The organism is Pseudoprevotella muciniphila, from assembly GCF_003265305.2.
Lineage (GTDB): Bacteria > Bacteroidota > Bacteroidia > Bacteroidales > Bacteroidaceae > Alloprevotella > Alloprevotella muciniphila.
In genome coordinates this window covers 2126412-2143711 of sequence record NZ_CP033459.1, presented here as the reverse complement: position 1 = coordinate 2143711, position 17300 = coordinate 2126412, and the positions used below count along the sequence as shown (strand labels likewise).

Sequence of the window (17300 nt, the reverse complement as noted above, 5' to 3'; positions counted from 1 at the left end):
AATATGATTAAAGATTGGCAAAAACAGCGGATTCTGGAGGCGATAGCCCAGAACCGCAAGAACTACCCGAGCGATGCCAAGCACGCTGCCTCGCTGGGCATTTCCGCAAGCGTGTATAACAGTCTGAAGAAGGGTCAGACGGATAAGGCTCTGAGTGATGCCAACTGGGTGAACATTGCCCGCCGTTTAGACGTGAACCTGCGCGACTCTATCGAGTGGAAGGGCGCAAGGACCGCGACCTTCGACTATATCACCACACAGTTAGAGGCTTGCCAGGAGCGTAGCCTGAGCGTGATATTGTGCGACCTTCCGAACATTGGCAAGACGTACACCGCTCGATGGTATGTGAATGAGCACCGCAACGCCGTGTATATCGACTGCAGCCAGGTGAAGACAAAACGCGCCCTGGTTAAGAAAATAGCCAACGAGTTCGGCGTGGGTGCCACGGGCAAGTACCAGGACACCTATGAGGATTTGGTTTACTATCTGCGCTCGATGGAGCGCCCTTTGGTGGTGCTTGACGAAGCCGGCGACCTTGCATACGAGGCTTTTCTTGAACTCAAAGCCCTTTGGAACGCCACCGAAATGTGCTGCGGCTGGTATATGATGGGAGCCGACGGACTGGCAGCCAAGATCAACCGCAACGTGGAAGGCAAGAAGGTGGGTTACGCTGAGATCTTCTCACGTTACGGCGGCAAGTACAGCCGTGTCACTCCAGACCAGGGAGACGACCGCAAGGCGTTCTTGATGGAGCAGGCGCGAGTTGTGGCCAGCGTGAACGCCCCGGAGGGAACCGATATCGGTCAGATCGTGCGCAAGAGCCAGGGTGGTTTGAGACGAGTCTATACTGAAATCGAAAAACTAAAGAAAGGAGCCTGATATGAAAATAAAAGTAATTTTTTCAGATGGGAGCCGCCGTGTACTGAAATCCCCATCTGAATTGCAGAAAATAGATAAAAATCGCGAGGCGAAATTTGTTATGGACAATGGAGAGGTCTATACAGGCTATAGTGATGGTGATGTCGATGAGGAGGACGATTTCTGTATTATGGGAACGATACACGGCATAGGACTTCCGTTCAACCGCCTATTGGGTTGGTGTTATACAACAAACAAAAAGATATGAAACGCGCCTACAGCCCGAAAGAAATAGCCAAGAGGACCTACAAGACGCTGCCGTTTGGTGGCAAGTGGGCAGCAGCCTTCGGTTCGCCGGAGGAGAACTCCACCTGGTTCATCAGCGGCGCGTCTGCCAGCGGCAAGAGTTCTTTCGTGATGCAACTGGCCTACGAACTGACCCACTACGGGCAGGTGCTCTACCTGAGTTACGAGGAAGGTTTGAACCAGTCTTTCCAGGAGCGAATGCTACGGTTTGACCTTGACAAGAAACAGGGCTGGTTTCGTGTGGTGACCAGTGATACCGTGGAAGACCTGACAGAGCGCCTGAAGAAGCGACACAGTGCGAAGTTCATCATCGTGGACTCGTTCCAGGACGCAGGCTGGGAATGGCTGGAAACGAAAGCCCTGCTCGAGGCCTTTCCGAAGAAGAGTTTCATTTTCATCAGTCAGGAAGCCAAAGGGCAGCCTTTGGGCAAGCCTGCTGTCAGACTTCGCTACCGTGCCGGTGTCAAGGTCCGCGTTGTAGGTTTCAGGGCTTACTGTCAGGGTCGTTTCAATCCCGATGCCGGCAACAGTTTCGTGGTGTGGGAAGAAGGAGTTTTGAGAACCAGCAATAATTTTTAATCATGGAAAAAGTAAGAATCACATCTGAATTAAACAAGGGCCACACTTGTTGCATTTGCGGCCGTACATTTTCCGGCAAGGGCCATAATCCCGCTCCCGTCAGGTATGATGGTGTGTGCTGTGGTGTGTGTAATGTCAACGTCGTTCTCAAGGAACGGTTCAGATTGGCAAAAGAAAGGGAGAAATTATGATCACTGAGATATTAGTAAAAAAAGACCGTATGGGTTTGGTGATTGACGACTGGATGGAGTGCGGCGAGTGCGACCTTACCCTGCGGATGTCCAAGACCACCGGCTGCCGCGTGATAGAGACCACCGATGCGCTGTATGCTGAAAGGATTGTCAGTTATCTGCGAGCCGCTGAGAAAGTAAACGTAAAACAATCAATCAAAAGCAATAAATGAGCAAGACGAAGCAGATACTTGAATTGAGCAGTCCGAGCATCAAGACGTTGCGTGAGCACGTTGTTGGAATGGTGCAGCGTTGTCACTATTGTTGCGGCAGCGGTTGGTTCTGGGGCACCGACGAATTTGGCGAAAGCGAGAAGCTGCCCTGTCCTTTGTGCGGTGGTGCGGGTCAGTTGCGTCCTGAGGTGACGATTGAGTGGAAAGGTGTGAATCATGTTTAATCAACAATATATATCATTATGAAGACAAACATCAAGAAAGTACAATTATTAGCGCCGAGATGGTGGAATCCGCTGTTTTGGCTGTTCGTAGTTCTCGCCCCTGTTCTTGGCATTATTGCCGGTTCTGTTTTTGGCGGTCTCATGGGTTTGCTTATCGGTTATGAGTCAGGGCTTGAAGCCTCTTTTGAAAAGATGCGCCAGATTAACGCCAAGCTACCATGAGTGTAAAGAGTTATCACCGTTTTTATGCCTTGTTCAATCGTCTGTCCGGCGTTGACCGTGAGGACATGAAAGAGACCCTTGTGTCGAGTTTCACTGACGGGCGGACAACCAGTCTCAGGGAAATGACGAGCAAGGAGTATGATGCCCTGTGCGCCTCCCTGGAGGCGCGCACCGGCTGGAAGGAGCAGTTGAAGAAGAAGCGCAGCCTTTGCCTGAAACTGATGCAGAAAGCAGGTGTGGATACCACGGACTGGGCTCGCGTCAACGACTTCTGCCGGAACCCGAAGATAGCCGGCAAGGTGTTCGCACAACTGGGTCTGAAAGACCTCGACGCGCTGCAGGTGAAGCTTCGTGCCATTATGGGCAATAGAGGGCTGAAGGCTGCCAGGGCGAGAGAGGCTGCGACACAGTCGCAGCATACGGAACCGGAACCCTGCTTGAAAGCCATACCCCTGACCGTAATGGGAGAGGCTTAGTAGTAATAGAAGCTATAGAAGCAATAGTAGCAATAGTAGTAATAGAAGCAATAGTATTAACCATCAAAAAAACAAAAGACAATGGCAAGACAGAAGAAGACCATTATCACCGGCGTGACCCGAGAGGCCGCCGACGAAGCCTTCGCCACATACGCGAAGAGTGATGCCCAGATTCAGAAGATCAATGCGGAGATTGAGCTTCAGTGCGCCAAGATCCGTGAGAAGTACGCCGACAAGTTAGCCGCTTTAGGCAGTGACAGAGACAAGTCGTTCGATGTGCTTCAGAGTTTCGCCACCGAGAACCAGGCAGAGTTGTTCACCAAGAAAAAGAGCCTTGACATGGCCCACGGCACCATCGGCTTCCGCACCGGCACGCCGAAGCTGAAAACCCTGAAGGGCTTTACCTGGGCGAGTGCGCTACAGTTGGCTAAGAAGTTCCTGCCTTTCGCCTACATCCGCCAGACGGATGAGATTGCTAAGGACAAGTTGCTTGCCGACCGTGACCTGAAAGAAGTTGCAGTATATGACACCCCGACGGGTGAGCCCCGTGAGGTCACTATGCGCGAGGCTATGGCAGCCTGTGGTATTCAGGTGACTCAGGACGAGACTTTCTATGTAGAACCCAAGAAAGAGGAGACTGCCGTATGAAGACCCGGAGCATCACTAAGCCCGAGAAAGTTGCCCTGTGCCGTGAATGCCACGGCAGGGGCACTGTCTCCAAACTGGGCTTTTCAAGGCTATGCCCTAACTGTGAGGGCAGCGGCAGGGTGCTTGTTAGTTGTGAGATGACCCTGCACGTCAGGCCCTATAAAGTGCATTAATTAACTTCGACAGTCAGCTGCATGGGAATGAAGAAGCGCAAAGGCAAGAGTTATGCCAAGCGTGTCGCCGACATCAACCAGATTTACGACACGTACGCGAAGACGGGTCTTCCGAACAGGGAGATCTGGAAACGTTATGTCTATCCGAAATACGGCATCAGCGAGCGTACTTTTTACAATCTGCTGAAGGCCTCTGCCAATCCTCATCTTGAGGAGCGTGTGGAGCTTTCGGCCCAGGGCTTCTTGTTCCCGGAACTGTTATACCCCGAAGATGAAGTCAGAGATCCAGGCTATTTTAAGAAGAATCCTTAAGGACATCGAGGTAGAGATGTCCGACGAGTTCGACCGGAACTTTGAGCGTCAGGCCTTTTTCAGTGAGGCGTGGCAGCGCAGGAAGAGCGCGACTCGTCCCGGCGGTCACATACTGGTCGATACGGGACGTTTGCGCCGTAGCATCCAGAGCCGGACCACCGAGAACAGCATCACGTTCTTCACGACGGAGCCCTACGCCGCCATTCACAACGAAGGGGGCGAGATAGTGGTGACAACCAGGATGAAGAAATACTTCTGGCACAAGTATTACGAGGCTACCGGCTCGTTCGGTCGCAAGAAAGACGGCAGCCGGCGGAACGACAAGCGCACGGTGCAGCTGAGCGGCGAAGCCGAGTTCTGGAAGTTCATGGCCTTGAAGAAAGCCGGTACCACCATCAAGATTCCTCGCCGAAGGTTTTTGGGTACCAGTCCTGAAGTGGAGCGAGCTGTACGGACCATCATCGAGGAGAACCTGAACGGATATATTGAAGAATCCATCAATTTTACGATTCGAGAATCATGATTATCGGCTGCGCCTCAGCATAAGAGCGAGCTCTTCTGCCTTCGGCTTGCACGATAATTGAAAATACACGAGAAATGAGAAAAGAAGTATATCAGATGCTCATAGAGCAACTATCCAAACTATATGTGACAACAGAAGGTTACTACGGAGTAGCAGAAACTGAAGACGACGTTCCTGAAGGCTGGGAACGTGCCATCAAGCACATCGACCTGTGGAACCACAACGTTGAGTTCATCGAGCAGGAAGAGAATTGGGAACGTCCGGCGGTGTTCGTGGAGTTCCAGCCCATCCAGTGGAATGCCATACAGCCTGGAGCGGAATATCGTGCAGAGCCGATAGTACACCTTCATGTGGTGACGGACTGGCAGGGCAGCAGTTCTGCAGATAGTGAGTTCCGTGAACAGGGTCTGAAGGTGTTCGACTTACTGGAGGCGATACACCTTCAGTTGGCTTGCAGGAGAGGCAAGACGTTTCTGGAGTTTGACCTTGTGGGAAGCAGCACGAACCACAATCATGAGGATATTATTGAGAACATTGAGAGTTACCAATGCGTGGCAATTAAATCGTTGCGATGAAATCGCAACATACAAAACGATAATGACAATGGAGATATTCAAGAGTTTCAGACTTTTCGGTCTTTATTTCTACATTTCGAACGTTCGGATGAAGCGCAGACGTACGATAGACGAGCAGCTGCGCAATCGACGTAATGCTCTTCTCCGGAAGAAACGGCTTCTCTACCAGATGCGTGGCGGCTGCTGTGAGCTTTGCGGCAAGCACTTTGCCCTGGAGGCATTGGAGATACACCACTTGGTGCCGGTGAGCCAGAACCCCGGACTGGCGTTGCAGACGAAGAACCTGGTTCTTCTTTGCCATGACTGCCATGTAAAGGTGCATCAGAAGGAGAGTTAGTGAGGAATTTGAAAAAAGTCCGCAAACTTGTTTGTAGGTTGCGGATTTTTTTGTATATTTGTGAATGCTATGTCATTGCTGTATGAGATATATAATTTCCGTAGGATTCATGATTTGCATACAGACATAGAGGATGCAATAGTCAAAGAAAAAATATCATAGTTAAAGGGACATTACATTTTTGCTTTGTAACCAAAATCTTTAACTAAAAAAAACGTAAGAAAAAAGCTTTACAATGAAAAAATCCGCTATTTTGTTTGGAAACTGCGGTTTTTTTTGTATTTTTGCATCAACGATTCCGTAGCTAATGACTACCGATTCGTTGCAGAATGAGGAATGAGCAATCATTCCTCAAACTTTTTTATAGAACAATCTAATGCCAGAATCATCATTTATCCAGATCTCATCTATTATCTGTCCCTCTTTTACTCGTTGGTTTATATTACGCTTCATATATGCATCAGTTAGATTTGGTCTGTCTATTATGATGCGGCTTGATTGCCTTAGACCATGATTTAGCATATTGGAAAATGCACGTTTAGGTTTGTCAGATACGAACCCTTCATGCTCATACCAAACACCGTTGATGCAGAGGTCTGGACATTTTCCTTCGTACTTAGTGCCGACAAGAGAACCATAGACACACTCGTACTGGAACTTTGGTGGACGAGACATTTTGGGTGTCAGTATCACCTCAGCCCCATGTTCCCTTGCAAAGAAAGTTGCAATATCATTTAGCTTGTTGAAATCGCTATCATTGCGATTTATCAGTGTGTGGATGGTAACAGTTCCATTCCCCTCTTGCCGTTTCTCGCCGATTTGCTCAAAACGTCCGTGCAATAGCCGACACGCAGCACATAGTTCGTTTTCTGGAATGAATGGGCGTGATAGGCTTAATGGGCTGCCTGCACCGTTCCCTTTAGCAATATCGCAGTCCCGGCATCGACGTATGGTGTAGGGATTATAGTCAGGGAAAGTCTTCTGCTCTATGCCAGGATTGAAGTGGAAGATGCCTTTTGTGTCTTTCCCTGTAGCCTCCTCACCGAGCGCCATTGCCTCGTCGTGTGGTGTCACGGGGTACTTTGACTTGCGCACCTGTACGACTGTGCATCGGCAGTTCCAACCGTTGGGTGGGTAATACTCCTGCCAGAACGGGTCTGTGATGGGCAACGTGACGCGGTCGAGCGCTGCGTGTTCCGGACGCACTCGGTCGTCGTGTGCTGTTCGGTATTGTAGATTGTATCGGTCGCCGTCCTGCATGAACTCCTCCCACTTGGCAGCCATGTCAGCCGAAGCCTGACAGAAGTTGTATTCTGCGCGGAGATAGTTGCGGTTGTAGGTACGGTCTATCTTCTGAACGTCATTCAAAAACTGTTCGAAAGGCTTTCTGTTGCCGTTCTCGTCGATGAGTGAAGGGAATGCCTCATTGAGTTCGTGGAACGTCTTCATGCCGGAGAAGATGTAGTTTGAACGTTGCAGTCGCTGTCGCATGGCATCGGACATCTTCACCTGCCGGAAAGAGGAATCGAGTGCGGAGGCATGAGTATCTATGAACTCCTGCATTTTTGGTGTCTCGAGCAACTCTATGCGGAACTGTGACCCCTGCTCCTTGTAGAGTGTCTTCATCATTCCCTCGAACAGGCGCGAGAGTTCCTGACGTATCTCGTCCTCACGGGCGAAAGTGGCGACGGGGAAACCGCCGTCCGCAAGGATTCGGGCATAGCGTTCGTGCAGCCCCAGGTAATCACTGGGGCTCAGTCGAAAAAAGGGCGCGCATTGGCTTCGCCTTCAATCGGCTGCACTCGGCCATTCAAGCGAACTTGATGGCTCTCGCTGGCACGATTGTTTTGTTCCTGTCGCGTCTTTTTGTCCGGCTTGGGCGTTTTATTGCCTTTGGGGTCTTCATCGTCCTGTGGCGGCTCTGGTGGCGCGACAGGCGGCAGCATCTGCCTACGTTCCCCTACAGGCATGTTGTATTTCTCGGAGAAGTATGCAGGGTCCACCTCGTAGTTGTTGAGTACGAGTTGTTCGTATGCTGCCTGCTGCTCTGGTGTGTAGTCCACGCTGTAGTCCCAGTCGAAGTGTATTCCTGTGAGCGGGAAGCCGTGCCGTATCATGTGGGGTATGAGCTGGTTGTTGACCATGTCGCGTATGTTGTCGCAGTCTGCCTCGACGAGGTTCTGGAAGACTTCGAGGTGTGTTTCGGACTGTGAGAGGCTTGATCCGTCCTCTATGGTCATGGTCTGCCCTATGATGAGTTTTGAGAGTTCAGAGTTAGCCCGGTCGATGCGACGGTCATAGACGTTGAACGCATCGCCCTTTGATGACTCTACGAACTCCAGTTCCGTTCCCTGGTCGGCGAGCATGTATCCTGCGAGTCCGGACTTCTCGAGCATGTCTTCTATCTTCTTGCGCTCTTTCTCGTCGCGTGTTGTTGTCCTGGCGATTCTCATGGGCATACCGAAGATTTCGGCGAAGGTATCCCAGAACGCCAGTGCGTTCTTTTTTGGTATGGTCTGTGTTGCCGCCTTGAGGTAGAGCCCGAGGCTATCCGGCTGTCCCACCTCGATGAGCCAGTCGGCGAAGGGCGGCTCACGGTAGTCGATGCCCGTGTGCCAGTCCTGTCCCAGGTCTGTGATGACACGGTGATATTCCGGAATGACATGCTTACGGGGTATGAGCTTCACGCCGTCGTATGTCTGCCTTCCGTTGATGTCGTTGGTGATGTTTCCCAGTTCGATGAGCGAGTGTCCCCAGTAGTTTGCGTCGAGTGCGAGCTTCATGAGCAGCTTGAACCAGGATGTGTTGAAATAGTTGACTGCCTCCTTGTCCTCGTCTCCTTTCTCGTTGACCAGCTTGAACGAACGTGAGAGCACGAAGCCTTCTCGCTGCTGTATGCAGCCCGATAGGTGGAGGTCCACCTCGACGTCGCGGTAGATGTCATAGAGACGCTGCCGGTTTGGGCTGTCTATGTTTATGGCGAGTTGCCATGCCATTCGCCAGTCGCCGATGTCCTTTCGTGTGAGCGAGTCGGTGGTTCTCTGGAGCTGCATGACGACCTTGCGCACTTTCGGTGCATCCTTTCGTGCCAGCCGGACGGTACCAAACGGCGTCTGCACGGTTGTTTTATTCTTGTTGTTTTTTTTGCTCTTTCCCATTGTGTTACCAATTAACCTTGTTGATTGTTGGCTGCATTCTGCATAGCCAAAATAAATATTGTCTCTGCTCTCATTTGCTCACCAATTATGCCGTAGCGGTTTTTGCGATCCATAGGTGAACGGCAGCCCTGTTGCGTTTCCGTCCTCGTCTGTAGCGAGCGGCAGGTCGGGAACGATTTTTCCGGACTGTACTCCCTCGAGCCATTTGACTGCCCGCTCGTAGCGTTCCTTTCGTATCTCCATTCCCATTTTCTGCGGTGCGCTGGCTGCCATGTGGTAGAGGGCGATGTCGCAGGTGTACATGACCACGAGTCTGTTTCGTCCTGTTCCCGTTGCCGAGAAGACGGCTTCGGTGTCGTATTTGGGTCTGAGGTAGCCGCTGATTTCCTCGACGGCTTCGGTCTCGGCATTGGCGCGGTTCTCCAGGCTGACCTGCGAGACCACCTTCAGCGCCTGGTCGCCGATGACGATTTTATAGTCTTGATCTGTTACAAACATAGCCAGAAGTTTAGAGTGTTATGTAAAGCGCCTTTGCTTCAATGTCGCGTGTGGTGGTACCTTTCCGGAACACCCCACCGGCTATGAACTTTTTGAGTTCCTGCTTGGAGAGGACTTCGAGGCGTCGGTTAATGACCAGCACCATATATTTTCGGTGCGTGATGTGTTGCAGGCGGTCTGCCTTTTTGACGGCTTGCCTGAAGCGGATGCTGAAGATGAGTTGCTTAATCAGTTGTAACATGTTTTTTCTATTTGTGCTGCGACGATGTCTCAGCATAGTGAACTACCATAAGTTTTTAGAGGTTGGTCTTTTTCCGAACCTCGGTTTATAGGTTTGTTGTCTTGTGCTCTTCTGGAGTATATAGATGGCTCCCTCGTCGGCGTCCGGTGCGTCGTCGTTGCCTGACATACCTTTTTCGAATGCCAGCAGCTGCTCGAGTCCTGCCTGCATGTCGGGGTCTTCCTTCTGTGCAAGGTCGTAGAACACGAATCCGCGTTCCCAGAGCGGGCTGATGGCTTCTATTCGCTGGAACTTGTCCGGTTTCTTTCGTGTGTCGCCCGTGATGGGCAGCTGGTAGCCTCGGAGGTTTCCCTCTGTAGTGAACTCATCGAGGAGTATGTCCTGCATGAAGGATGCCTCCATTGCGAATCGGATGGAGATACCCACGTCCAGGCTCCACTCGTAGAGGTCGTAGCACCATCGTACCATTTCGGCGAGCGATGCCTTGCGCACGAAAGCGCGGAGGTGCCACAGGTGTGTCTTGTGCTTCGCCCATAGTTTGGCGGCTTTCGTATCGTTTGACTTCTTGCTTTTCCATGACGGGTCGATGTACAGTACAAACTCGGTGAAGTCCTTCCATGCCGGACGCTTGGCCCAGCGTATCCACTCCTGGTGGAATACTGTTCCCTCGACGATAGGGTTGTGCATCATCTCCTTGTTCCAGGCACGATAGCCCACGAACTCCATGTACTCACGTGCCTCCTCCTTTGTCCATTTCTCTTTCCATACGGGGTTGCCGTCGTTGTCAACGGCATATACCGTTGAGACATGAACGCCTTTCGTGGCGCAGATGTTCGCCAGCACGGAGGTTTTGGAGATAAGGTTGCCTACCATGAGGAAACGGCCACGTCCCACGTCAAGTGCTCCGAAGAGTGCTTCTTTCACCCAGTCGGTGAGTTCCCTGACACGTCGCTCGTTGCGGCAGAGTTCGTCATCGTCGAGGTCGTCGATGACGATGTAGTCCGGTCGTGACTCACGCTTTCGGAGACCACGCGGTGATTGCCCGCGACCACAAGCCAGGAAATACACGCCGTCCTTTGTGGTGAACTCCCCTTCGGTCCAGTTGCCGATTGACATCTGTTTTCCGAAGTCGGCAATGATGCGCTTGTTATACTGGAGCTCCGCCTGGATGTCACCCAGCAGTCGGTCGGCACTGTCCTCAGACTTTCCGACAATCACCATGAAATTGATGAGCCGCTTCGGTTGGAACATCAACCAGAGCGGCATGAAGATGTCGAAGTGTGTGGACTTAGCGTGACCACGCGGCCACTTGAAGACCGCTTTCAGGTTAGGCGTGTTCTTAACCTTCGTGGCAGCGGCATTGTGGAACGGCGCGTTGTGTATGGTTCGTATGGCTTCGCCTGTCACCTTGTCGCGGAGTGTGAGGAAATGCGGAAAGTAATACTCACAGAATGCGGCATAGTCGCGCTGGAGGCGGCGTATGCGCTGCTCCTTCTGTGTGGCATTCTCGCGGACGAGACTTTTTGTGTCGGTCAGGTTCTGTATCTGCCGGCAATGTTCGCGCCACTCCTCCTGTATTTTCCTGAATTCTGAGATTGTCGCCATAGAAGTGAATAGATGCTATAGAATTTATAGATGCTATAGTGCAGACGGCGATGCCATCTTTTCCATGAGGAACTTGTTCTGGTACTTGTTGATTGCCTTGATGAGTTCGGGTGTGATTTCGGGGTCGTAGCATGCCTGGTCCTGAATCCACCGGTTGAATGCCATGAATACCTCTATGGCATCGATGACGTTTGCTTTCTTGTCGAGTTTCTCGATGGTGGATGATAGTTTCGAGAGTTTGTCTGCGAGTGCTCCGATGGCTTCGGGGTCGCCTGACGCATTGACCTGCGCGATGAGGTTGTCGATGGCGAGTAGCAGTTTGTTGACGAGTTCGGGCCGTGAGATGTTCTTTGCTGCACGTGCCTCCTTCCATCCGTCGTTGCTGCACCATTTGGAGACAGACTGTCGTGACACGCCCAGTTGGTCTGCAATCTCTGTAAGTTCCATGCCGGACATGTACAGTGATCGTCCGAGTGTCTTTTTCCTTGTCTTTTGCTCTCGCGAAAGTCTGGTGCGTTCGGGCAATTCGGAACCAGTTCCGTTTGCCTCTCTCTTCGTTGTCTTTTGCTCTCGCGAAAGCCTGGTGCGTTCGGGCAATTCGGAACCAGTTCCGTTTGCCTCTCTCTTCGTTGTCTTTTCTTGTTTTGTCATTGTTCTTTTTATTTGTTTCAGTTGCGACATAGTCGCAACATACGCGATTGTTCTTGCTGCAAAAGTGGTTATTTTCAGGTGGTGCAGGAAAAAAGTGTGCAATGGTTTCAGAGAAGTGTGCAACGGTTTCACACTTTTTTTGCGGGATTGTCTGAAGCCCTCATCTTTGCGGTAGAAACATCGTAAAAGAACTGGAAAAAAATGAGCAAGACAAAACGAGTGAGAATCAGCAACGAGCGCCTGAACAGCTACGGCACGCGTGTACTTACGACCGGCATGGACGTTGAGCAGTACAACAGGAACCCCGTACTACTTTATATGCACGAGCGTGGTCAGGTTATCGGCTACGTGAAAGACTTGAAGGTGGAAGGTGACGAGGTGACTGGCGAACTGATGTTTGACGAGGCCACGGAACTGAGTCAGCGCTGCAAGAAGCAGTGGGAGTTCGGCAGCCTGAAGATGGTGAGTGTCGGTATCGACATTCTGGAGCTGAGTGAAGACCCAAAGCATTTGGTGCAGGGTCAGACCAGTCCGACCATCAGCAAAAGCAAACTGTTTGAGGTGTCGCTTGTTGACATCGGTGCGAATGACGATGCGATCGTTCTGCAGAAGGACGGTCAGCGCATAGAGTTAGGCAAAGACGCGGCTCGAGTGTTGCCGCTGTTGCATATTAATAACAACAAAAACCAAAAACCAAATCAAATGGATCAAGAGAAGTTAGCCCTTGAGTTGGGCTTGCCCAAGGATGCCGACGAATCCGCCATCAATGAGAAGTTGGCAAAGCTGAAGGCAGAAGGTGCAGAGGCGGAGACCCTGCGCCAGGAACGCGACACGCTGCGTGCCGCACGTATTGAAACCCTTGTAAACTCTGCGATAGCGGAGAAAAAGATCGGCGAGGACAAGAAACAGCAGTTCCTGGATCTCGGCAAGAAAATCGGTGCCGACGAGTTGAAGCAGACCTTCGACGCCATGTCGCCCCAGGTGAAGCTGAGCAACATCGTGACAGGTGGCGGTGCCCCAGCGGGTGGCCATGCTGAGTACAAGAAGCTGAGTGACGTGCCGAGCGACGAGCTGGCGAAGCTGCGTGAGGATAACCCTGCTCAGTACAAGAAGCTGTACAAGGCCGAGTACGGCATTGAATGTGAGATTTAATGGTTGCGACACAGTCGCAACATACTAAACGAGACGAGAGAATATTTAAAAACCAACTAAAACAAAGACAATGATTCGATTTATTGGAATGATCGTTGCGGTTCTGTTGAACTGCTTGATGGGCGGCGCTCTTGCTGCCATGGTCGGTGTATCCCCAACGGTGGGTGCCATCGGCTTGAATGTGTTTGCCGCCACTGTCGGCAACGTGTTCCCCTCTGGTGCCTTAGGTGCCGGAGTCTATACCGAGATTTGGACGGGCGAGCTGGTGAAGTTCCTTCGCCGTGGTCTGGAGGCCACCTGGCTTGACGGTATTCCAGACTCTTCGAGTATTGTGAACAACGACGTGATTCACCTTGTGGAGGTCGGTGTTGACCCTGACGTACTGATCAACAACACTACCTATCCGATTCCCTTGCAGGCTTTGGACGATGATGACATTGCCGTTCAGCTTGACAAGTTCCAGACGAAGGTTACTCCCGTGACCGACGATGAGCTCTATGCCATCAGTTACGACAAGATGTCGCGTGTTAAGGAGAGCCACGGCAATGCCATCAACGTATCGAAGTTCCAGAAGGCTGCTCATGCCCTTTGTGCGCAGCAGAACGGTTCCACCACTCCGGTTCTTGTTACGACTGGTGCGCGTGACGCAGACACGGGCCGTATCAAGCTGTGCATGCAGGACGTTATCAACCTGAAGCGTGCGCTTGATAAACTGAAAGTCCCTGCAGACGGTCGCCGTCTGGTGCTTTGCACGGACCACGTGAACGACCTGCTGGAGACCGACCAGCGCTTCAAGGAACAGTACAACATCGACCGCGGCAACGGTACGGTAGGTCGTCAGTACGGTTTTGACATCTACGAGTTCGCGAACAATCCGATTTACACCACGTCGGGGCAGAAGAAAGCTGTCGGTGCGAGTGCCGATACCGGTGAGTTCCAGTGCAGCTTTGCGTTCTACGTTCCTCGCGTGTTCAAGGCCACTGGAAGTACGAAGATGTATTACAGCGAGGCGGGTACTGACCCCGAGTATCAGAGAAACAAGATCAACTTCCGCCACTACTTCGTTTGCATGCCTAAGAAGGCTGATGCGGGCGGTGTGATTATGAGCGGCTATGAGACGAGTGGTTTGCCCACCATCTCCGGTGACGCCGAACTGACTGTGCCTTCGACAGCAGGCAGCAACGTCCGTACATACGCGACGAGCAACGGTGCGGGTGTTACAGCTGAGAGCGATGCGTCATGGCTGACTGTATCCGTGAGCGGCAACAAGGTGACGTTTACCCGTGAGGCTTACCCCTTCACTGAGAACGCGGAGGCGATGCGTTATGCCAATGTAACCATCGGCATTGCCGGCACGAGTGTTACGAAGACCGTGGTTGTCGGCCAGGAATTAGCGCAACCTTAAAATGATGTGAAACATGAGACTGATTGTAAAGAAGATTTTCCGCGACAAGACGGACCATGTTACGGTGTATGAGCCCGGCTCCATCTTAGAGATGGATGACCAGGCTCGTGCCTCGGACCTGATTGTTCGCGGTCTGTGCGCCGAGCACAAAGACAAGAGCGACGCTTCCGTGGCTTCTGCCGAGGTGGTGAAACAGGCAGTCGTAAAACCTAAAGTCAGGCAGTCATGAGCAAGGTTGTTATTCTCGGTACTGCTCACGGTTCGAACGTGGCAGGTAAATGCTCTCCGGACGGCAGGTTCCGCGAGTACAGGTTCAGCCGTGAGATTATCTCGATGCTGAAGCCGCGTCTTGAGTCTCTTGGTCTGACGGTGTTTGTTGACATGCCTCAGGACGTTGTCCCTCTCCCCATGAGCACCGAGTTGTCTCAGCGCTGCAAGATTGTGAACGGCATCTGCGGCAAATATGGCAAGGAGAACTGCGTGTATGTGAGCATTCACGTGAATGCTGCCGGCGGTGATGGCAAGTGGCACGACGCCCGCGGTTTTGCGGTGTATGTGTCGCGTTCGTGCTCATCGTCGAGCAAGCGCCTGGCGAAGTTGCTGTGCGACCTTGCGCTTGTCCGCGGTCTGCGCGGCAACCGCTCGGTACCCGGTGAGCATTACTGGCAGGCCGGCTTCTATGTGCTGAAGCACACTGTCTGCCCTGCGGTACTCAGTGAGAACCTGTTCCAGGACAACCGCGCGGATGTGGAGTTCCTGATGTCGCCATCCGGCAAGGAGGCTGTCGCGGCACTCCATCTTGATGCTCTGAAGCAGTATTTTGGTATCAATCAATAATCAACCATCAATAGTTATCAGATATGGAAACGGACCTCAGTCAAATCCTCAACTGGTTATTAGGCGGCAGCCTTGTCGGTGCGCTTATCTCCATCGTGACCATCCGCAGTGCCCTGAAGAAGGCTCGTGCGGAGGCGGAGAGGGCGATTGCCGAGAGCGACACGGTGAAGATTACGAACACTGAGCAGGCGACCCGGATTCTGATACAGAACATTGTTGAACCCTTAAAACAAGAATTGAATGAAACGCGAAAGGAACTGTCATCGCTCAAACGCGAGGTGGCCCGTTTCCGTAAGGCTGTTGACAGTGCTAACAGTTGCCGTTACAGCGATGACTGTCCTGTTCTTGAGCGGATGCGCGACACACCGAAAGAGCGCAGCAGCGTCAAGCCACGCGCAAGTGTCTGCAACGCTTCGCACGGACAGCGTGATTCGCCAGTCGATAGACAGCGTAAGCGAGCTTGTGGAGATCCGGACGGAACCTGTGACTGTTCCGATGTCGTCGGTGACGCTGACGATAGCGACGGACAGCCTCCTTAGTCTTCCGAGCGGTGCGAGCTACAGCGACCGCAGCGGTCAGGCCAGTGTGAAGGTTTCGCGCAAGGCTGCTACAGCCACCGACCCCGAGTACATCTATATTTATGCCACATGCGACAGTCTGCAGCTCCAGTGTGAGCGATATGAGCGTTACATTAGGAATCTGCACAAAGACTATGGCGAACAACTTAATGGCATGGTGACCCGACTTGCCGAAGCCAGGCAAGAAGTTCAGGAGGTGAAAGAGAAATCTCCTAACGGCATTGGAACGGCATTGAAATGGTATTTAGCCGGACTTGTATCCGGAATCATTGGAACAATAATCATCTTTATAAAACTAAAAAAATGAACAAGAATTTTATCTACGGCATAGCAGCCGTGAAGTTTGGAACCGCAGTGATCGGTTACATTGAGAAAGGCAGTTGGGACTGGGGCGGCACGAAGCCCGAGACCACCGATGTGGAAGCCGAACAGGTGCCCGATGCCCCGGTACTGACCCTGGTTCAGAAGAATGGCCAGATCAGTCCGACGTTCAACCTTATCCAGTTGGACTACGAGAATCTGCACAACGTGCTTGGCGGCGAGTTGGTGGGCACCTCGCCCAACTATACCGGCTGGAAAGCTCCGACGAGCCTTGTGGAGAAAAGTGGCCAGTGGACCATCGACTTCGTGAGCGGTCAGACGATGACCATTCCGAACGGTACTATCCTGGCGAACCTTGGCGGCAAGCTGACCTTGACCGAAGTGTCGAAGGTGGAATGCCAGCTGAAGGTGAATAAACCTGCCAACGGTGGCGCTCCATACGAAATCAACGACACTCCTGGTGAAGGCTGATGGACGCGCGTATTATCCAAGAGATCCAGAGAGAGGGAGCGGAAGCCTTGCTGAACGTGGGTGTTTCCCTCCCTCTCAAGGATTTTAAGGTGCCTTTCCGAAAGTCGCCTTTGCGTATGCGTCTGACGATGCGCCGCCCGACGATGGCCTGCCAGATACGGATTGCGAGGACTTGGCTGAGTGTCGGCATGACGCTGGCGGAATTTGAGGGTCTGGACTACGATGGTCAGATGCAGTTCCTGGCGAAGCACGGCAAGAAACTGAGCCGCATGATTGCACTAACGATGCCCCACTGGTGGCTGCCTACTTGTGTCTTGTCGTGGTTTATCCGCCACTTCATGAAATGGGAGTATCAGAAAGGCGCGTTTGAGAAGTTCGTGACCCTGATTGGCACGGAGTCTTTTACGCCTATTATCAGATCAGCCGAGATAGCGAATCCGATGAAGCTGAGACTGAGCCGCAGAGAGAAGGGGAGTTAAAGAGCCGTTGGGAAGGCTCCCATAGCCCTTTCGGATTTATATGGCAGATAGCGAGTGCAACAGGCTGGAGTGTTGACTACATCTTGCACGGCGTGAACTACCAAACGCTGATCATGATGATTGCAGACGCGCCGCGCTATGTGGACCAGAAGAAAAAAGAGAATGACAACAGAAGTGCCGAGGAGGAAGCCGGCGACATTGTAGGCTTTTTCCGTAGCGAGTTAAGCAAATAATAGGGCTGCGATGGTATCGCAGCATAGAAAACAAA

At 52.0% G+C, this 17300-nt stretch carries 28 protein-coding genes and 1 pseudogene; 23 read left to right on the top strand and 6 right to left on the bottom strand.

The window, feature by feature from the left end; translation table 11 throughout:
* The first annotated feature begins 3 nt into the window (after positions 1-3).
* The 14 genes from C7Y71_RS08635 (at position 4) to C7Y71_RS08570 (ending at position 5636) form a co-directional block, all read left to right on the top strand.
* A complete protein-coding gene (locus tag C7Y71_RS08635) occupies positions 4-879 on the top strand; it encodes an ATP-binding protein (RefSeq protein ID WP_151908900.1) in 876 nt (291 codons plus the stop codon).
* Between the two features lies 1 nt (position 880).
* The gene (locus tag C7Y71_RS08630; protein ID WP_111899438.1) at positions 881-1126 is read left to right on the top strand and encodes a hypothetical protein; all 246 of its coding nucleotides are present in this window, start codon (positions 881-883) and stop codon (positions 1124-1126) included.
* Complete coding sequence (locus C7Y71_RS08625) at positions 1123-1743, top strand: AAA family ATPase (protein ID WP_111899437.1); 621 nt, start codon at positions 1123-1125, stop codon at positions 1741-1743. The genes C7Y71_RS08630 and C7Y71_RS08625 overlap by 4 nt, the downstream gene beginning before the upstream one ends.
* Before the next feature lie 2 nt (positions 1744-1745).
* The gene (locus C7Y71_RS08620) at positions 1746-1934 is read left to right on the top strand and encodes a hypothetical protein (RefSeq protein ID WP_146739507.1); all 189 of its coding nucleotides are present in this window, start codon (positions 1746-1748) and stop codon (positions 1932-1934) included.
* Positions 1931-2146 (top strand): hypothetical protein, encoded by a 216-nt coding sequence (locus C7Y71_RS08615; RefSeq protein WP_111899436.1) that lies wholly within the window; start codon positions 1931-1933, stop codon positions 2144-2146. Before C7Y71_RS08620 ends, C7Y71_RS08615 begins: the two co-directional genes overlap by 4 nt.
* Entirely contained in the window at positions 2143-2370 is a 228-nt protein-coding gene (locus tag C7Y71_RS08610; RefSeq protein ID WP_111899435.1) for a hypothetical protein, read from the top strand. Before C7Y71_RS08615 ends, C7Y71_RS08610 begins: the two co-directional genes overlap by 4 nt.
* An 18-nt stretch (positions 2371-2388) precedes the next feature.
* Positions 2389-2592 (top strand): hypothetical protein, encoded by a 204-nt coding sequence (locus C7Y71_RS08605; protein ID WP_111899434.1) that lies wholly within the window; start codon positions 2389-2391, stop codon positions 2590-2592.
* The gene (locus C7Y71_RS08600; protein WP_226943428.1) at positions 2589-3068 is read left to right on the top strand and encodes a hypothetical protein; all 480 of its coding nucleotides are present in this window, start codon (positions 2589-2591) and stop codon (positions 3066-3068) included. The genes C7Y71_RS08605 and C7Y71_RS08600 overlap by 4 nt, the downstream gene beginning before the upstream one ends.
* 81 nt (positions 3069-3149) lie before the next feature.
* On the top strand, positions 3150-3716 hold the full coding sequence (locus tag C7Y71_RS08595) for a host-nuclease inhibitor Gam family protein (protein ID WP_151908899.1): 567 nt from the start codon (positions 3150-3152) through the stop codon (positions 3714-3716).
* Positions 3713-3889 (top strand): molecular chaperone DnaJ, encoded by a 177-nt coding sequence (locus tag C7Y71_RS08590; RefSeq protein WP_151908862.1) that lies wholly within the window; start codon positions 3713-3715, stop codon positions 3887-3889. The genes C7Y71_RS08595 and C7Y71_RS08590 overlap by 4 nt, the downstream gene beginning before the upstream one ends.
* A 27-nt stretch (positions 3890-3916) precedes the next feature.
* Positions 3917-4201 carry a hypothetical protein gene (locus tag C7Y71_RS08585; RefSeq protein WP_151908898.1) on the top strand — a complete coding sequence of 95 codons (285 nt, stop codon included), beginning with the start codon at positions 3917-3919 and terminating at the stop codon, positions 4199-4201.
* Positions 4161-4724 (top strand): phage virion morphogenesis protein, encoded by a 564-nt coding sequence (locus C7Y71_RS08580; protein WP_151908897.1) that lies wholly within the window; start codon positions 4161-4163, stop codon positions 4722-4724. Before C7Y71_RS08585 ends, C7Y71_RS08580 begins: the two co-directional genes overlap by 41 nt.
* Positions 4725-4798: 74 nt before the next feature.
* A complete protein-coding gene (locus tag C7Y71_RS08575; protein ID WP_226943427.1) occupies positions 4799-5299 on the top strand; it encodes a hypothetical protein in 501 nt (166 codons plus the stop codon).
* Between the two features lie 28 nt (positions 5300-5327).
* Positions 5328-5636 (top strand): HNH endonuclease, encoded by a 309-nt coding sequence (locus C7Y71_RS08570; protein ID WP_193215888.1) that lies wholly within the window; start codon positions 5328-5330, stop codon positions 5634-5636.
* A gap of 351 nt (positions 5637-5987) precedes the next feature.
* Here C7Y71_RS08570 and C7Y71_RS12045 read toward each other — a convergent pair whose 3' ends face one another.
* The 6 genes from C7Y71_RS12045 to C7Y71_RS08540 all read right to left on the bottom strand — a co-directional run bounded on the left by C7Y71_RS12045 (position 5988) and on the right by C7Y71_RS08540 (position 11789).
* Positions 5988-7265, bottom strand: coding sequence for a phage minor head protein (locus C7Y71_RS12045; protein ID WP_226943425.1), 1278 nt, complete (start codon positions 7263-7265; stop codon positions 5988-5990).
* A 125-nt stretch (positions 7266-7390) separates the two neighbouring features.
* A complete protein-coding gene (locus tag C7Y71_RS08560) occupies positions 7391-8794 on the bottom strand; it encodes a phage portal protein family protein (protein WP_111899410.1) in 1404 nt (467 codons plus the stop codon).
* Between the two features lie 78 nt (positions 8795-8872).
* Positions 8873-9292, bottom strand: a complete 420-nt coding sequence (locus tag C7Y71_RS08555) for a phage protein Gp36 family protein (RefSeq protein WP_111899411.1) — start codon at positions 9290-9292, stop codon at positions 8873-8875.
* Positions 9293-9302: 10 nt separating this feature from the next.
* Entirely contained in the window at positions 9303-9533 is a 231-nt protein-coding gene (locus C7Y71_RS08550; protein ID WP_111899412.1) for a hypothetical protein, read from the bottom strand.
* Positions 9534-9575: 42 nt separating this feature from the next.
* Positions 9576-11138, bottom strand: coding sequence for a hypothetical protein (locus C7Y71_RS08545; RefSeq protein ID WP_111899413.1), 1563 nt, complete (start codon positions 11136-11138; stop codon positions 9576-9578).
* 33 nt (positions 11139-11171) lie between these two features.
* Positions 11172-11789, bottom strand: coding sequence for a terminase gpP N-terminus-related DNA-binding protein (locus tag C7Y71_RS08540; RefSeq protein WP_226943424.1), 618 nt, complete (start codon positions 11787-11789; stop codon positions 11172-11174).
* A 201-nt stretch (positions 11790-11990) separates the two neighbouring features.
* Here C7Y71_RS08540 and C7Y71_RS08535 point away from each other — a divergent pair, with 201 nt between their 5' ends.
* The 9 genes and pseudogenes from C7Y71_RS08535 (at position 11991) to C7Y71_RS12180 (ending at position 17265) form a co-directional block, all read left to right on the top strand.
* Entirely contained in the window at positions 11991-12941 is a 951-nt protein-coding gene (locus C7Y71_RS08535; RefSeq protein ID WP_111899414.1) for an HK97 family phage prohead protease, read from the top strand.
* A 70-nt stretch (positions 12942-13011) separates the two neighbouring features.
* Positions 13012-14058: pseudogene (locus tag C7Y71_RS08530) on the top strand (hypothetical protein); the annotation flags it as partial.
* Between the two features lie 301 nt (positions 14059-14359).
* On the top strand, positions 14360-14575 hold the full coding sequence (locus C7Y71_RS08525) for a hypothetical protein (RefSeq protein WP_151908895.1): 216 nt from the start codon (positions 14360-14362) through the stop codon (positions 14573-14575).
* Positions 14572-15183: an N-acetylmuramoyl-L-alanine amidase gene (locus C7Y71_RS08520; RefSeq protein ID WP_151908894.1), complete on the top strand. Its 612-nt coding sequence runs from the start codon at positions 14572-14574 to the stop codon at positions 15181-15183. Before C7Y71_RS08525 ends, C7Y71_RS08520 begins: the two co-directional genes overlap by 4 nt.
* Positions 15184-15206: 23 nt before the next feature.
* The gene (locus C7Y71_RS08515) at positions 15207-15722 is read left to right on the top strand and encodes a hypothetical protein (RefSeq protein ID WP_151908867.1); all 516 of its coding nucleotides are present in this window, start codon (positions 15207-15209) and stop codon (positions 15720-15722) included.
* Positions 15679-16068: a transthyretin-like family protein gene (locus C7Y71_RS08510; protein ID WP_151908893.1), complete on the top strand. Its 390-nt coding sequence runs from the start codon at positions 15679-15681 to the stop codon at positions 16066-16068. Before C7Y71_RS08515 ends, C7Y71_RS08510 begins: the two co-directional genes overlap by 44 nt.
* The gene (locus C7Y71_RS08505) at positions 16065-16553 is read left to right on the top strand and encodes a hypothetical protein (protein ID WP_111899407.1); all 489 of its coding nucleotides are present in this window, start codon (positions 16065-16067) and stop codon (positions 16551-16553) included. Before C7Y71_RS08510 ends, C7Y71_RS08505 begins: the two co-directional genes overlap by 4 nt.
* Before the next feature lie 56 nt (positions 16554-16609).
* Complete coding sequence (locus C7Y71_RS08500) at positions 16610-17032, top strand: hypothetical protein (protein ID WP_226943423.1); 423 nt, start codon at positions 16610-16612, stop codon at positions 17030-17032.
* 38 nt (positions 17033-17070) lie between these two features.
* Positions 17071-17265 (top strand): hypothetical protein, encoded by a 195-nt coding sequence (locus C7Y71_RS12180; protein WP_111899405.1) that lies wholly within the window; start codon positions 17071-17073, stop codon positions 17263-17265.
* Positions 17266-17300: the final 35 nt, after the last annotated feature.

Coding starts and splice junctions, on each gene's coding strand:
- C7Y71_RS08595 (WP_151908899.1), top strand. CDS start 3,150: ATGGCAAGACAGAAGAAGACCATTATCACCGGCGTGACCCGAGAGGCC.
- C7Y71_RS08620 (WP_146739507.1), top strand. CDS start 1,746: ATGGAAAAAGTAAGAATCACATCTGAATTAAACAAGGGCCACACTTGT.
- C7Y71_RS08585 (WP_151908898.1), top strand. CDS start 3,917: ATGAAGAAGCGCAAAGGCAAGAGTTATGCCAAGCGTGTCGCCGACATC.
- C7Y71_RS08635 (WP_151908900.1), top strand. CDS start 4: ATGATTAAAGATTGGCAAAAACAGCGGATTCTGGAGGCGATAGCCCAG.
- C7Y71_RS12045 (WP_226943425.1), bottom strand. CDS start 7,265: ATGATGAAGACACTCTACAAGGAGCAGGGGTCACAGTTCCGCATAGAG.
- C7Y71_RS08550 (WP_111899412.1), bottom strand. CDS start 9,533: ATGTTACAACTGATTAAGCAACTCATCTTCAGCATCCGCTTCAGGCAA.
- C7Y71_RS08555 (WP_111899411.1), bottom strand. CDS start 9,292: ATGTTTGTAACAGATCAAGACTATAAAATCGTCATCGGCGACCAGGCG.
- C7Y71_RS08610 (WP_111899435.1), top strand. CDS start 2,143: ATGAGCAAGACGAAGCAGATACTTGAATTGAGCAGTCCGAGCATCAAG.
- C7Y71_RS08540 (WP_226943424.1), bottom strand. CDS start 11,789: ATGACAAAACAAGAAAAGACAACGAAGAGAGAGGCAAACGGAACTGGT.
- C7Y71_RS08525 (WP_151908895.1), top strand. CDS start 14,360: ATGAGACTGATTGTAAAGAAGATTTTCCGCGACAAGACGGACCATGTT.
- C7Y71_RS08605 (WP_111899434.1), top strand. CDS start 2,389: ATGAAGACAAACATCAAGAAAGTACAATTATTAGCGCCGAGATGGTGG.
- C7Y71_RS08580 (WP_151908897.1), top strand. CDS start 4,161: ATGAAGTCAGAGATCCAGGCTATTTTAAGAAGAATCCTTAAGGACATC.
- C7Y71_RS08505 (WP_111899407.1), top strand. CDS start 16,065: ATGAACAAGAATTTTATCTACGGCATAGCAGCCGTGAAGTTTGGAACC.
- C7Y71_RS08510 (WP_151908893.1), top strand. CDS start 15,679: ATGTCGTCGGTGACGCTGACGATAGCGACGGACAGCCTCCTTAGTCTT.
- C7Y71_RS08625 (WP_111899437.1), top strand. CDS start 1,123: ATGAAACGCGCCTACAGCCCGAAAGAAATAGCCAAGAGGACCTACAAG.
- C7Y71_RS08570 (WP_193215888.1), top strand. CDS start 5,328: ATGGAGATATTCAAGAGTTTCAGACTTTTCGGTCTTTATTTCTACATT.
- C7Y71_RS08520 (WP_151908894.1), top strand. CDS start 14,572: ATGAGCAAGGTTGTTATTCTCGGTACTGCTCACGGTTCGAACGTGGCA.
- C7Y71_RS08545 (WP_111899413.1), bottom strand. CDS start 11,138: ATGGCGACAATCTCAGAATTCAGGAAAATACAGGAGGAGTGGCGCGAA.
- C7Y71_RS08600 (WP_226943428.1), top strand. CDS start 2,589: ATGAGTGTAAAGAGTTATCACCGTTTTTATGCCTTGTTCAATCGTCTG.
- C7Y71_RS08630 (WP_111899438.1), top strand. CDS start 881: ATGAAAATAAAAGTAATTTTTTCAGATGGGAGCCGCCGTGTACTGAAA.
- C7Y71_RS08515 (WP_151908867.1), top strand. CDS start 15,207: ATGGAAACGGACCTCAGTCAAATCCTCAACTGGTTATTAGGCGGCAGC.
- C7Y71_RS08615 (WP_111899436.1), top strand. CDS start 1,931: ATGATCACTGAGATATTAGTAAAAAAAGACCGTATGGGTTTGGTGATT.
- C7Y71_RS08575 (WP_226943427.1), top strand. CDS start 4,799: ATGAGAAAAGAAGTATATCAGATGCTCATAGAGCAACTATCCAAACTA.
- C7Y71_RS08560 (WP_111899410.1), bottom strand. CDS start 8,794: ATGGGAAAGAGCAAAAAAAACAACAAGAATAAAACAACCGTGCAGACG.
- C7Y71_RS08535 (WP_111899414.1), top strand. CDS start 11,991: ATGAGCAAGACAAAACGAGTGAGAATCAGCAACGAGCGCCTGAACAGC.
- C7Y71_RS08590 (WP_151908862.1), top strand. CDS start 3,713: ATGAAGACCCGGAGCATCACTAAGCCCGAGAAAGTTGCCCTGTGCCGT.